The following is a 12,711-nucleotide window of genomic DNA, read 5'->3' as shown; positions in this document are numbered from 1 at the left end:
AGGGCCACCGACGACGACGGGTGCGACCCTGGGCGGGTGCTCGACGAGCGGCAGGTCCGCCTCCCGCTGCCCCCGGCACGGCGCCGGGGCGCGACCGCGGGGCTGTACGTGCTGCTCGGGCTCGGCTACCTGCTGGTCTCGCTGTGGCTGCAGCGCCGGGTGCTCGCCGACCCGGGCGGTCTGCTGATCGGGCACGTCACCGCCGACGCCGACATGTTCGCCTGGTGGCTCCACTGGTTCCCGTTCGCCGTGACGCACGGGGAGAACCCGCTGGTCACCGACTGGATGCACTGGCCGTACGGGCTCAACGCGCTGTGGAACACCGCGGTGCCGCTGCTGGCGCTGGCGCTCGCCCCGGTGACCCTGGTCGCGGGCTCGGTGACCGCGTTCAACGTCGGGCTGGTCCTCGGCCCGGTCGTGTCCGGACTGGTCCTGGTCGCCGCGCTCGGCCCGTACGTCGGCGCGGGCTCCCGCGGCTGGGTCGCCCGCGGGATCGCCGGTGCGCTCTACGCGTTCTCCCCGTTCCATCTGGCGCACGCGATCGCCGGGCACCTCAACCTCACGTGGTCGCTGCTGCCGCCGCTGCTGCTGCTCGTCGCGCACCACCTGTTCGCGCGCGGCCCGCTGCGTCGCCCGTGGCTCGTGGGGGCGCTGACCGGACTCGCGCTGGTCGGGCAGCTCGTCCTCTACACCCAGACCCTCGCCATCGGCGTGATCTTCCTGGTCGTCACCGCGGTGGTGCTCGCGCTGCGGTTCCCCCGCCGGGTCCGCGCGCACCTGCCGGGGCTGGTCCGGGCCGGCCTGGCCTGCGTCGGGGTGTTCGTGGTGCTCGGCGCCTATCCGCTGTACCTGGTGCTGGCCGGGCCGAACCGCCCACGCGGCGCGATCCGCAACGTGCACGCCACCGGCGCGGACCTGGCGAACCTGCTCGTCCCGACGCGGCTGACCGCCGTCCGGGCGGTGCCCGACGGCGCGGGCACCGAACTCGGCGGCCACATCGGCGAACAGGGCGGCTACGTCGGCGTCGCCGTGCTGGCGCTGGTCGTCGTCGCGGTGCTGGTCGTCCGGTCGACGACGCTGCGGGTCGTCGCCGCGGTCGGGTTCCTGTCCTGGGTCGCCTCGCTCGGCACGAGTGTCGTGCTGCTGGGCGACTACACGGGGATCCCGCTGCCCTGGCTCGGGTTCGCCGAGGTCCCGCTGCTGTCGGAGGTCGAGCCGGTCCGGATCCAGGTGGTGACGGCGCTGTGCGTCGCCGTCGTCGTCGCGCTCTGGGTGGACCGGATGCCGCTCGACACCCCGGCGACGGCGGTCGGTGCCGTCGCCCTGGCCGCGCTGGCGGTGGTGTCCTGGCTGCCCGCCGACGCCCAGGAGGTCCGGCCCGCGCCGGTGCCCGCCTTCTTCGCGGCCGGGGCGGCGCCGCTGGGCCCGGCCGACGTCGTCGAGATCTACCCGCGGATCACCGCGGCCTGGGACGACGGCGCGCAGGGCCTGCGCTGGCAGGCCGCCTCCGGCCCGTCGTTCCGCATCCGCGGCGGCTACTTCATCGCCTCCGATCCCGAGGACGACGTCGCCATCCAGTCCCGCTGGAACCGGTACCAGATCGGGGCGCAGTGGGTCGCCGACGGCAAGAACGACCCCAGCGACGACTACACCGCCGCCGCCCATCGCGAGCTGCGCGACCTGGGGATCACCGCGGTCGCGTTCGTCCCCGGGTACGCCGGCGGCGACGACGCCCGTGCGCTGGCCTGGACCCGTCGGGTCACCGGCGACCCCGGCCGGTTCGACGGCGGGGTGTGGCTGTTCCGGCTGCCGGACGCCGCACCCGTCGGATAGGTGTTTACCCTGGTGGGGTGACCGGTGCGCGGCTACCCGGAGAGGGTCGGGAGATCAGGATCTCCGACGCCGACCGCGAGCGCGCCGCGACGCGGCTCAACCGTGCGATGGCCGAGGGCCGGATCTCGGTCGAGGAGCTGCAGGAGAGGCTGTCGGTCGTCTACGGCGCCCGGTTCGGCTCCGAGCTGCTCCCCGTGCTGTCCGACCTGCCCGGGGACCCGCTGGACCTGTCCGCGGACGTCCTGGCCACCCCGGTCGGCCCGCCCACGGTGCTGCGCGGCGGCGTCGGCGGGGTCAAGCGCCGCGGCGACTGGGCGGTCCCGGCCCGGCTGCGGGTGCAGACCTCGCTCGGCGCGGTCCTGCTGGACTTCTGCGACGCGCAGCTGCCCATGCCCGTCGTCGAGGTGGAGCTGGAGCTCGGCGCCGGGTCGGCCCGGCTGCTGGTCCCGGAGAACGCCACCGCCGACGTCGACGGCCTCGTCTCCCAGTACGGCTCGGTCCGCTCGAAGATGCCCAGCCGGGCCGTCCACGGCCGCCCGCACTTCCGCGTCTACGGCCGGACGGCCGCCGGCTCGGTCACGGTGCGGACCCGCTACACCTTCGCCGGCCGCCACTTCTGAGCGCCGGCCCCGGGCTCACCGGAAGCGGCGCCCCTCGTCGCGGCGGTACGCCCAGCCCACCAGCAGCGCCAGCCCGACCGTCCACACCGCGAACGCGCCCAGCGCCAGACCGCTCGGGACCGGCCCGCCGAGCGACCACAGCAGCAGGTCACGGGCCCCGCGGGTGGGCAGCACCTCAGTGGCGCGGGCCAGCCAGCCGGGGAACAGCTCCGGCGGCAGCAGCAGCCCGCCACCGAAGGCCATCGGGAAGAACGCCAGCTGGGTCACCGGCAGCGCGGCCTTGGTCGGCAGCGAGTAGCCGATCGCGAGCCCGCCGAACAGGAACGGCAGCCCGGCCACCAGGAGCGTCACGAGCGCGAACGGCAGCCGTGCCGGTTCCACGTACGCCGGCGTGAGCAGTGCCCCCAGCACGACCACCGGCAGCATCCCGAGCAGCGCGAACAGCACCCCGACCGCGAGCCTGCCGACCACCCGCGCCGACGCGGGGGCGGGCAGCGTGCGCAGGTAGGGATCCCACGGCTTCTCGCGGTCGTCGGCGACGCCCACGCCGAAGGTGAACAGGAACCCGCTAAGCACGCCGAACAGCGCGAGCTGGGCGACCGAGCGGGTCACCGCGACCGGGTCGTCGCCCCAGTCGAACGGCAGCACGAAGAAGCACAGGGTCAGGGCCGGGAACAGCGCGGTGGACAGCACCGCGACGGGGATCCGCAGCTGCTCCACGATCAGGTAGCGGGCGTGCGCTGCGACGATGCTCACGACGGGCCTCCGGTCAGGGTCAGGAACGCGTCCTCCAGCGACGCCCGGGACACCGACAGGCCGGTGAAGGGCACGTCGTGCCGGACGAGGGTGCGGACCAGCTCGTCGGCGTCGGCGGTGTGCAGGGTGACGTGGTCGCCGTCGCGCTCGGTCCGCTCGACGCCGGGCAGATCGGGAAGGCTCGCCGTGCGGAAGGACACCCGCCCCACCCGGACGGCTCCGCGGACGGCGTCGACGTCGCCGTCGGCGCGGATCCGCCCGCCCGCCAGGACGACGACGCGCTCGGCCAGCGACTCGATCTCGTCCAGGTAGTGGGTGGTCAGGAGCACCGTCCCGCCGCCGGCGTGGAACGCGCGCACGGTGTCCCACAGGGCGCGGCGGCCCTCGACGTCCAGGCCGGTCGTCGGCTCGTCGAGCAGCACCAGCCGGGGGCGGCCGATGAACGCGAGCGCGAGCGCGAGGCGGCGCTTCTGGCCACCGGACAGCCCGCCCGCCTGGCGTCGTTCCAGCCCGTCGAGGCCGAAGCGCTCCAGCAGCTCACCGGCCCCGACCGGGTCGGGGAAGTGGGCGCCGACGAACCGGACGATCTCCCCGACGCGCAGTGTGTCCGGCAGCCCGGTCTGCTGCGGGGTGGTGCCCAGCGCGACCCGGTTCGCCGCGTCGCGCGGATCCCCGCCGAACAGCCGCACCGTGCCGGCGTCCGGTCGGCGCAGCCCGGACACGAGGTTGACCAGCGTCGACTTGCCCGCCCCGTTCGGTCCGAGCAGGCCGGTCAGGCTGCCGGGCTCCAGGACGAGGTCGACGTCGTCGAGGGCGACGGTGTCGCCGTAGCGGCGGGTCACCCCGTGCAGCTCCACCGGTGGGGTCACGACGGCACCTCCGACGGGTCGGCGGCCGGGTCGAGCAGCGCCCGCAGCGCGGCCGTGTAGTCCTCGAAGGCCCGCCTGCCCGTTCTCGTCAGCTCGACGAAGGTCACCGGGGTGCGCCGCTGGTGGGTCTTGGTGATCGCGACGTAGCCCGCGTCCTCCAGCTTGCGCAGGTGGGTGGACAGGTTGCCCGCGGTCATGCCGAGCAGCTCCTGCAGGCGCGGGAAGGTCATGCGGTCGCCGTCGTCGAGGGCGGCGAGGGTGGCGGTGACCCGCAGCCGGGCCTGGGCGTGGATGACGGGGTCGAGCTCGGTCACCGGACCGCCCGCGCCCGCGTCCACAGCCCGGTGGCGACCAGCGCGCCACCGCCGACGAGCGCCAGTGCCAGCGCGTGCCACGGCGCCGGGACGAACGGCAGCGCCGCGCCGAGCACCACCAGGCCGAGCCCGAGCGCGTAGTCGGGGATGTCACGCCGGACCGCGGCCCCGACCGCGAACAGGCCGCCGGTGACGAACACGAACAGTGCGGGCATGGCGAACCCGACCGGCGCCCCGAGCCGGCCCAGACCGACCGTCAGCGCGACGACGCCGATCATCGCCACCGGCCACACCCAGCCGTAGAGGGCGCCGTGGAGCTGGCTCGGACCGGCGACGCCGCGTCCCATCCGGGCGCCCACCAGACCGCTGCCGATCGACCCCCCGGCGATCGCCAGCCCCGTGAGGACACCCGCGGTCACCCCGGTGACCGCGCCGGTCCCGTTCGCGAACCAGGCGAGCCCGATGACCGCCCAGGCCGCGCCCCAGATCAGATAGAAGATCCAGTACGGCGGGATCTGCCGGGCCTGCTCACGCTCGATGATCGCGAGCGCGTCGGCCGGTGATCGCGGCGGCTGGTCGTCGACGTCGGTGTCCGTCCGGTCCTGCATGTTCCCCCCACTGCCAACTGGTTTGCTCTGTCGCTCACTTTGTACGGCAAAGTACCTTGCCTTGTCCACGGTCGCGGACGGATCGGCAGGTCGGAGGGACGCGACCTGCGCTCCGGTGGGTCGACGCGGTCGTTGCGGCGCGCGCCGCTACCCTCGATGGGTGACCGCCACCGAGCCCACCCGGGCCGAGCCCCCGGCCACCGGTCCGGCCGACGCCCCGGCCCCGCGCCTCGGCCTCGTCCGCCAGCTGGGCAGCTTCGTCGCGATCGGTGTGCTCTCCGCGATCGTCGACTTCGGCGTCTACCACCTGCTCCTGAGCGCGGGCCTGTGGGTGCCGTTCGCGAAGGGCATCAGCTTCATCCTCGGTACGACGACGGCGTACCTGCTCAACAAGCGCTTCACCTTCACCGGCGCGAACACCGGCGGCCGCGCGAGGTTCGCCGGCTTCGTGGCCCTCTACGGCACGACCTTCGCCGTGAACGTCGGTGTGAACTCCTTGGTCCTGCACCTGCTGCCGCCGCTGACCTACGACACCAGCCTCGCCTGGCTGGTCGCGCAGGGCACCGCCACCGCGATCAACTTCGTCATGCTGCGCTGGGTCATCTTCAAGAACTGACCTCGGCAGCGACACTCGTTGTGGGGCGTCCACACCCGTCGCAACGGGTGTGAGGACCTTACAGGGGGTGTGGATCCGTCAGGTCCGGAGCGCTCGGCGGAGGGCGGCGACCATGCCGTGCGGGCCGGGGTCGGTGATCTCGTGCCAGGTCCAGCGGACGACGACGAGCCCGGTGCGCCGGATGCGGTCCTCCCGGCACTTCTCCTCCCAGAGCGCCTCGGTGGGGTCGGCCCCGGTCCGCAGGTCGCGCCCGTACTTCATCCGCCCGTCGAACTCCCCGACGAGCCCGAGGTCCGGCCAGGCGAAGTCGGCCCGGTAGGGCGTTCCGGGCACCGGCCACTGCGTCACCGGGACCGGCAACCCGGCGAGGTGCATCCGGAAACGGCTGCGCGACTCCCCGGGGCTCTCGCTCGCCGGGTCGGCGAGGGCGAGCGTCCGGCGTGCCGCTCCCACCCCGCTCCTGCCGGTGGCCCGGGTCAGCGCCGTCGCGATCTCTCCGGTCGTCGTCGCGCCCGGGCCGGGTCGACCGATGCGCGCGGCGACGACCCCGGCTTGCAACGCCCCGTCCGCGACGACCAGCGCCTGCTCGGTGGGCACCGACCGGGCCAGGTCGACCAGCGTGCGGGCGGGAGCGGTGACGCGCAGCCCATCGCCGTCGACGATCTCGTCGGGGAGGAGTGTGCCGCTCCGCACGACCAGGTCACCGCGGGTCCGGGCCCCGGTCGGACGGGATCGGACGATGTGCAGCCGGTCGAGCGGTATGGCCCAGATCGGCAGGCCGAGCAGTACTCCCGCGGTGACGTGGTCGAACACCGCCTCCGACGACAGCCCCGGCGCGGCGGCACGGGCCCGCAGGGCGTGGTCGACGACGGTCGAGCCCGGTCGCTCCCCGTCGGTGAGCCGGTAGACCCCGCGCCGCACACCGGTCAGGACACCCGTGCGCCGCAGCCGGTCGATCTCCTCGTCGGAGAAGCCCTGGTCGCGCAGCGCACTCCGCCGGACCAGGCCGTGGGCGTCGGTCGGGGGCACCTCGAGCGTCATGCCGACGACCCTGACCGACCGCAGCTGGGCACAGCCCCCGATCTCCGGTCTGTGGACAACTCCACCGGATGTGGACACGGCATCCACACCTGTTCCCGGGCATCCACACCTGGTGCGACAGGTGTGGACGGCGGTCAGGGGGTGTGGATGCTCAGGGGGCGCGGTGGAACTGCTCGCGGCGGCCCTGGCGGAGCAGGGTCAGCCAGTCGCGGAAGGCGCGCGGGTCGCGTTTCGTCACCAGGAAGTACCAGGCGAACCTCGGCAGCTCCAGGAGGCCGATCCTCCGCATCCCGGGCTGGGACATCAGGTAGCCGCGGTTGCGGTAGGTGTAGTAGCGCTTGACCTCGTCGCCCGGGTCCTGGGCGTGCAGCCGCCCGCCCAGCATCGGCTTGAACTCGTCGGAGCCGTAGGGGTGCAGGTAGGTGGCCTGCAGCGCGGTGCCGAAGGGCAGCCCGGACCGGACCATCCGGCGGTGCATCTCCACCTCGTCGCCGCGGACGAACAGGCGCAGGTCCGGCACCCCGATGACCTCCAGCGTGGAGGCCCGGAAGAGGGCGCCGTTGAAGAACGAGGCGATCCCGGGGAGCAGGTCGTCGGGGCCCAGTGCCGAGCGGGACCGGTGCCAGGTGACGCCGCGGCGCAGCGGGAAGGCGAGGCGGTCCGGGTCGGCCTTGTCGGCGACCACCGGTGACACGGCGGCGAGCCCGTGCCGCGACGCGACGTCGAGCAGCGTGGCGAGGGTGGACTCGTCGGCGGCGTGGCCGTCGTCGTCGGCCAGGAAGATCCACTCCGCGCCCATGGCGAGTGCGTGCAGCATCCCCAGGGCGAAACCGCCCGCGCCGCCGAGGTTGGACCACGAGGGGAGCCACGTCGTCGGCAGCGGACAGGCCTCGACCGCGTCACGCGCGGGCAGGTCCGGCCCGTTGTCGACGACGATCAGGTGCGCCAGCGGGTGGGTCTGCTTCGCCATCGCCGCGAGCGAGTCGACGAGCAGCTCGGCCCGGTGCCGCGTGACGACGACGCCGACGACCGAGCCGGGCGGGAGCGGTCCGGTCACGACGGGGTCCGCCCCTTGTAGTGGTCGAGGACCTCGTGCAGCGGGCCGTACTCCTTGATCGTCCCGTGCTCCATCCACAGCGCGGTGTCGCACAGGTCGGCGAGGAACTCGTCGGAGTGCGAGGCGAAGACCAGGATCCCGGAGCGGTCGACGAGCTCGTGGAGCCGGTCGCGGGCCTTGTTCAGGAACTCCGCGTCGACGGCGCCGATGCCCTCGTCGAGCAGCAGGATCTCGGGGTCGATCGAGGTGACGACGCCGAGAGCGAGCCGCACCCGCATACCCGTCGAGTACGCCCGCAGCGGCATCTCCAGGTAGTCGCCCAGCTCGGTGAAGGCGGCGATGTCGTCGATCCGCGCCTCCATCTGCTTGCGCGTCATGCCCAGGAACAGGCCGCGGATCAGGATGTTCTCGTAGCCGGAGATCTCCGGGTCCATCCCGACGGCGAGGTCGAACACGGGCGCGACCTTGCCGCGGACCAGCGAGCGACCGCGGGTGGGCTCGTAGATACCGGCCATCAGCCGCAGCAGCGTGGACTTGCCGGCACCGTTGTGCCCGACGAGCGCGACGCGGGCGCCCTTGTCCAGGCTGACCGTGATGTCGCGCAGCGCCTCGATGATCGGCACCTTGGCGTCGGTGCCGATCCGGCCGCCCGCCTTGCCGAGGACGGCCTTCTTCAGCGACCGCGTCTTGGCGTCGAAGATCGGGAAGTCGACGGCGGCGCGGTCGATCCGGATGCGGGGTTCAGTCACAGAGGTTCACACCCAGTACGCGACGCGGGAGCGGTAGTTGCGCAGGCAGATCAGGGCCGCGGCCCAGCCGACGATCGTGATCACGCCCGTGACCAGCCAGTACCGGCCGACGATCTCCTGGCCGAGCAGCGGCTGGCGCACGATCTCGACGAAGTGGAAGACCGGGTTCAGCTCGACCAGCTGGGCGCGCTCGCGCGCGGCCGGGTTGTCGCTCAGGATGTCGACCGACCAGACGATCGGGGTCAGGTAGAAGACCAGCTGGGTGACGCTGGCGATGATCGGGGGGATGTCCCGGAACCGGGTCGCGAGGATCCCGGCGAGGATCGCGACCCAGGCGCCGTTGACCGCCAGCAGCGCGAACGCCGGGATCGCCAGCAGCGTCGACAGCCCCAGCGGATGCGGGAACACGATCATCAGCACGACCCAGACGACCAGGTTGTGCAGGAAGAACAGCGTCTGCCGCCACACGAGCCGGTAGATGTGCAGGCTCAGCGGGGCGGGCAGGAACTTGATCAGGCCCTCGTTGGCGATGAAGACCTCGCTGCCCTCGAGGATGCAGCCGGACACGAAGTTCCAGATCAGCAGCCCGACGGCGACGTGCGGCAGGAACGTCGCCAGCGAGATCTGGAACAGCGCCGAGTAGAGGATCCCCAGGCCGAGGGCGATGACGCCCATGCTGATCGAGATCCACAGCGGTCCCAGGACGGAGCGGCGGTAGCGCTGCTTGATGTCCTGCCAGCCGAGGTAGCCCCACAGCGGCCGTTGCCGCCAGCCCTGGGCGAGGTCCGCGAAGGCCCGCCGCCAGCTGCGCGGGCTCGACACCTCGGACGGGTCGACGACGTCACCCGGCTCGTCGGTCACGGTCACGGCCACCCGGTGAGGGTACTCAGACGCCGTCCGCGGGCCCGGCAGGGGAGGCCCCGGCCGGGACACCGCGAAACCGCAGGTCGTCGTCGTGCGTCAGAGGTACTGCCCGGTTCCCCGGCCCATGCCCTCGGGGACGCCGCCCTGCTCCGGCCCACCGCCGACGCCCGGGGGCAGCCCGCGACGCATCTGCTCCAGCTGTGCCCGCGCGGCCATCTGCTGGGCGAACAACGCGGTCTGGATGCCGTGGAACAGGCCCTCCAGCCAGCCGACCAGCTGGGCCTGGGCGATCCGCAGCTCACCCTCCGACGGGACCTTGTCCGCCGTGAACGGCAGGCTGAGCCGCTGCAGCTCCTCACGCAGCTCCGGCGCCAGGCCCTCCTCGAGCTCCTTGACGGAGTTCTCGTGGATCTCCTTGAGCCGCTCGCGGGACGCCTCGTCCAGCGGTGCGGCCTTCACCTCCTCGAGCAGCTGCTTGATCATGGTGCCGATCCGCATGACCTTCGCGGGCTGCTCCACCATCGACGCGGGGCTCTGCCCCTCGTCGTCCTGCGGAACCGAGGCCATGCCCACCGGACGCCCGTCGGCGCCGACCACCACGACCCGGTCCCCGGGGGTCTCCTGCTCGTCGCTCATGCCCGCCATTCTGGACCCGCCCGCTCAGGAGTTCACGAGGAGGAGCTTGCCGGTCACCCCACCGGCGTCCAGCCTGCGGTGCGCGTCGGCGGCGTCGGACATCGCGAACCGCTCGAAGATCACCGGCTTCACCCGGCCGTCGGCGAACAGCGGCCACACGTTCTCGCGGACCCCGTCGACGATCTCGGCCTTCGAGTGCGGACCGTCGACCGGGCGGCCGCGCAGGCCCATCGCCGAGACGTGGCCGCGCTTGGCCAGCAGCGCGCCGATGTTCAGCTCGGCCTTCACCCCGCCCTGCATCCCGATGATCATCAGCCGGCCGTCGCGGGCCAGCGCGGACAGGTTGTTCGCCAGGCCCTTGGCACCCATGTTGTCGAGGATGACGTCGGCGCCGTGGCAGTCGGTGGCCTTCTTCAGCTCCTCGGCGATGTCGTCGTGGTAGTCGATGACGATGTCGGCGCCCAGGTCGCGGCAGAACTGCAGCCGGTCGGCGTGGCCCGCGGTGGCGGCGACGCGCGCGCCGAGCGCCTTCGCGACCTGGATCGCGTGCGTTCCGATACCCGACGAGCCGCCCTGGACCAGGAACGTCTCGCCCTCGGCGAGCCGGCCCTCCAGGAACACGTTCGACCAGACGGTGCAGGCGACCTCGGGGAGGCCGCCCGCCTCCTCCAGGGAGACGCCCGCGGGAACGGGAAGCAGCTGCGGGGCCGGGACGGCGACCTTCGTCGCGTAGCCGCCGCCGGCGAGCAGGGCGCACACCTCGTCGCCGACCGACCAGCCGGTCACGCCGTCACCGAGCGCGGCGATCCGGCCCGCGCACTCCAGGCCGAGGATCTCCGACGCGCCGGGCGGGACCGGGTAGTTCCCCTGGACCTGCAGGAGGTCGGCCCGGTTGACGGCCGAGGAGACGACGTCGAGTACGACCTCGCCCGGGCCAGGCTCGGGGTCGGGCACCTCCGCCCACGTCATCTGCTCGGGTCCGCCGTACTCGGTCAGGGTGATCGCCCACATGGGAGCCGACGGTATTCCGTGGCGCGCCCGTCGGCGATCCGGCACGGTCGACCGATGGACGTGCTCCCCGCGCCGATCGACCCGGTGCCCGACCCGTGGCCGATGTCCGGGCTGACCCTGCGGACCCCGCGCCTGGAGCTGCGCGTCGAGGACGACGCGTCGGTCCGGGAGCTGATCGCGGCCGTGCACGAGAGCGGGATCCACCCGTCGTCGGAGATGCCGTTCCGCGTCCCGTGGACCCGGGCCGACCCGCGGCACCTGGGGCGCGGCATCGCGCAGTACGTCTGGTCGAACCGCGCGAAGGCGTCACCGGACTGGTGGACGCTGCAGTTCGTCGTGCGCGCCGAGGGCCGGGTGGTCGGCCTGCAGGACGTCGTGGGGGACCGGTTCGGCGTGCGTCGCGAGGTCGCGACCGGCTCGTACCTGGTGCGACGGGCGCAGGGGCGCGGCTACGGCACCGAGATGCGGGCCGCGGTGCTGGCCTTCGCCTTCGACCACCTCGGCGCGCTCGTGGCGCGCTCGGAGTACGTCGAGGGCAACCCGAGGTCGGCGGCCGTGTCGGCCCGGCTCGGGTACCGCGACGACGGCACGGCCACGATCGACCACGGCGACGCCCGGGTCACCGAGTACCGGGTGCTGCTCACGCGGGAGGCGTTCGTGCGGCCCGGGTGGGAGCTGCGCGTCGCCGGCTACACCGACGATCTCGCGGGGTTCCTGGCCGCCGATCCGCCGGCCGGGCGGCCCTAGTCGAGGCTGCGCGCGGCGAAGGTGTCGCAGGAGTCGGGGTTGCCGCTCTGCAGGCCGGTGGTGAACCACTTCTCGCGCTGCGCGGAGCTGCCGTGCGAGAACTGCGACTCGTCGACCCGGCCGCCACCCAGGTTGGACTGGATGTAGTCGTCGCCGATCCGGGACGCGGTGTCGAGGGCGGCGTCGATGTCGGACTGGTTCAGCTCGCTGATCAGCGGCCGCCCCGACGGGCCGGGCGTCGTCGTGGCGTGGTTCGCCCAGACGCCCGCGTAGCAGTCGGCCTGCAGCTCCAGGCGCACCGAGCCGGAGGTGGGGCCGGTGTCGTTGCCGGCCCTGCGGTTGGTGCCGAGCAGGTTCTGGATGTGGTGGCCGTACTCGTGGGCCATCACGTAGGCCTGCGAGAACGGCCCGCCCTGCGCACCGAAGCGGGTCTGCAGCTCCTGGAAGAAGGTGAGGTCGATGTAGATCTCGGAGTCGGCCGGGCAGTAGAACGGCCCGCTGTCCGACGAGGCCGAGCCGCAGCCGTCGGTGCTCACCCCACCGGAGAAGAAGTTCGTCCGCGGCGTCGTGAAGCCGGAGGAGAACTGGGTGGCCCAGAAGTCGTCGAGGGAGTTGACGACGGCGACGACGCGGCAGTCCGTCGAGGTGTTCGCCGAGGCGCCGGTGGCGCAGTTCTGCTGCAGTGACGAGTTGTCCGCGGTCTGGCCGGAGCCGACCTGGTCGAGGCCCGGGTAGCCGCCGCCCGCGCCCATGCCGGACATGTCGACGCCCGCGAAGTTCGACAGCAGCAGGTACAGGATGACGCCGACGAGGCCCAGGCCGCCGCCCGCGCCTGCCACCCGGCCGCCGACCCCGCCGCCCCGGCCACCGCCGGATCCGCGCAGGTCGTCCACACCGGACGTGTCGAGCCGGGCGTTCTCGTCGAACCGCACGTCGTCCTCCCGAGATGAGACCGGGGGAATCCCACCACACCGCGCCGGACCGCACCGG

15 protein-coding genes are annotated in these 12,711 nt (G+C 73.2%); 4 read left to right on the top strand and 11 right to left on the bottom strand.

Annotation, left to right across the window (positions count from 1 at the left end; all coding sequences use genetic code 11):
* Positions 1-36: 36 nt before the first annotated feature.
* Positions 37-1,833: a hypothetical protein gene (locus ND486_RS06235; RefSeq protein ID WP_251783219.1), complete on the top strand. Its 1,797-nt coding sequence runs from the start codon at positions 37-39 to the stop codon at positions 1,831-1,833.
* A 17-nt stretch (positions 1,834-1,850) separates the two neighbouring features.
* Positions 1,851-2,453: a DUF1707 domain-containing protein gene (locus ND486_RS06230; RefSeq protein ID WP_062399264.1), complete on the top strand. Its 603-nt coding sequence runs from the start codon at positions 1,851-1,853 to the stop codon at positions 2,451-2,453.
* Between the two features lie 15 nt (positions 2,454-2,468).
* Here the strand turns inward: ND486_RS06230 and ND486_RS06225 are convergent, their stop codons facing one another.
* Genes ND486_RS06225 through ND486_RS06210 form a run of 4 tightly spaced genes read right to left on the bottom strand, consistent with a single transcriptional unit; the run spans position 2,469 to position 5,000 of the window.
* Positions 2,469-3,209, bottom strand: a complete 741-nt coding sequence (locus ND486_RS06225) for an ABC transporter permease (protein WP_251783218.1) — start codon at positions 3,207-3,209, stop codon at positions 2,469-2,471.
* Positions 3,206-4,078 (bottom strand): ABC transporter ATP-binding protein, encoded by an 873-nt coding sequence (locus ND486_RS06220; protein ID WP_251783217.1) that lies wholly within the window; start codon positions 4,076-4,078, stop codon positions 3,206-3,208. The genes ND486_RS06225 and ND486_RS06220 overlap by 4 nt, the downstream gene beginning before the upstream one ends.
* Positions 4,075-4,392: a transcriptional regulator gene (locus ND486_RS06215; protein ID WP_073573850.1), complete on the bottom strand. Its 318-nt coding sequence runs from the start codon at positions 4,390-4,392 to the stop codon at positions 4,075-4,077. The genes ND486_RS06220 and ND486_RS06215 overlap by 4 nt, the downstream gene beginning before the upstream one ends.
* Entirely contained in the window at positions 4,389-5,000 is a 612-nt protein-coding gene (locus ND486_RS06210; RefSeq protein WP_251783216.1) for a hypothetical protein, read from the bottom strand. The genes ND486_RS06215 and ND486_RS06210 overlap by 4 nt, the downstream gene beginning before the upstream one ends.
* Before the next feature lie 160 nt (positions 5,001-5,160).
* Between ND486_RS06210 and ND486_RS06205 the strand changes: the two genes are divergently transcribed.
* On the top strand, positions 5,161-5,616 hold the full coding sequence (locus ND486_RS06205) for a GtrA family protein (protein ID WP_308215814.1): 456 nt from the start codon (positions 5,161-5,163) through the stop codon (positions 5,614-5,616).
* 78 nt (positions 5,617-5,694) lie between these two features.
* On the opposite strand, the gene ND486_RS06200 is transcribed toward ND486_RS06205, so the two are convergent.
* The 6 genes from ND486_RS06200 to ND486_RS06175 all read right to left on the bottom strand — a co-directional run bounded on the left by ND486_RS06200 (position 5,695) and on the right by ND486_RS06175 (position 10,974).
* Entirely contained in the window at positions 5,695-6,657 is a 963-nt protein-coding gene (locus tag ND486_RS06200) for a type IV toxin-antitoxin system AbiEi family antitoxin domain-containing protein (protein WP_251783215.1), read from the bottom strand.
* Between the two features lie 151 nt (positions 6,658-6,808).
* Positions 6,809-7,714 (bottom strand): glycosyltransferase family 2 protein, encoded by a 906-nt coding sequence (locus ND486_RS06195; protein ID WP_073573814.1) that lies wholly within the window; start codon positions 7,712-7,714, stop codon positions 6,809-6,811.
* Entirely contained in the window at positions 7,711-8,463 is a 753-nt protein-coding gene (locus ND486_RS06190) for an ABC transporter ATP-binding protein (protein WP_062399276.1), read from the bottom strand. The genes ND486_RS06195 and ND486_RS06190 overlap by 4 nt, the downstream gene beginning before the upstream one ends.
* Before the next feature lie 6 nt (positions 8,464-8,469).
* Positions 8,470-9,336: an ABC transporter permease gene (locus ND486_RS06185; protein WP_083474460.1), complete on the bottom strand. Its 867-nt coding sequence runs from the start codon at positions 9,334-9,336 to the stop codon at positions 8,470-8,472.
* 87 nt (positions 9,337-9,423) lie between these two features.
* Positions 9,424-9,972: a bacterial proteasome activator family protein gene (locus ND486_RS06180; protein WP_251783214.1), complete on the bottom strand. Its 549-nt coding sequence runs from the start codon at positions 9,970-9,972 to the stop codon at positions 9,424-9,426.
* Positions 9,973-9,987: 15 nt separating this feature from the next.
* The gene (locus ND486_RS06175) at positions 9,988-10,974 is read right to left on the bottom strand and encodes an NAD(P)H-quinone oxidoreductase (protein ID WP_251783213.1); all 987 of its coding nucleotides are present in this window, start codon (positions 10,972-10,974) and stop codon (positions 9,988-9,990) included.
* Between the two features lie 54 nt (positions 10,975-11,028).
* Here ND486_RS06175 and ND486_RS06170 point away from each other — a divergent pair, with 54 nt between their 5' ends.
* Positions 11,029-11,721, top strand: a complete 693-nt coding sequence (locus ND486_RS06170) for a GNAT family N-acetyltransferase (RefSeq protein ID WP_251783212.1) — start codon at positions 11,029-11,031, stop codon at positions 11,719-11,721.
* On the opposite strand, the gene ND486_RS06165 is transcribed toward ND486_RS06170, so the two are convergent.
* Positions 11,718-12,653, bottom strand: coding sequence for a neutral zinc metallopeptidase (locus ND486_RS06165; RefSeq protein WP_251783211.1), 936 nt, complete (start codon positions 12,651-12,653; stop codon positions 11,718-11,720). The genes ND486_RS06170 and ND486_RS06165 overlap by 4 nt on opposite strands.
* Positions 12,654-12,711 lie beyond the last annotated feature (58 nt).

It is taken from the genome of Pseudonocardia sp. DR1-2 (genome assembly GCF_023717215.1).
Taxonomy (GTDB): domain Bacteria; phylum Actinomycetota; class Actinomycetes; order Mycobacteriales; family Pseudonocardiaceae; genus Pseudonocardia; species Pseudonocardia alni.
The sequence above is the reverse complement of the archived record's forward strand: the minus strand, read 5'-3'. Positions and strand labels throughout refer to the sequence as shown.

Coding starts and splice junctions, on each gene's coding strand:
- ND486_RS06210 (WP_251783216.1), bottom strand. CDS start 5,000: ATGCAGGACCGGACGGACACCGACGTCGACGACCAGCCGCCGCGATCA.
- ND486_RS06200 (WP_251783215.1), bottom strand. CDS start 6,657: ATGACGCTCGAGGTGCCCCCGACCGACGCCCACGGCCTGGTCCGGCGG.
- ND486_RS06180 (WP_251783214.1), bottom strand. CDS start 9,972: ATGGCGGGCATGAGCGACGAGCAGGAGACCCCCGGGGACCGGGTCGTG.
- ND486_RS06175 (WP_251783213.1), bottom strand. CDS start 10,974: ATGTGGGCGATCACCCTGACCGAGTACGGCGGACCCGAGCAGATGACG.
- ND486_RS06170 (WP_251783212.1), top strand. CDS start 11,029: ATGGACGTGCTCCCCGCGCCGATCGACCCGGTGCCCGACCCGTGGCCG.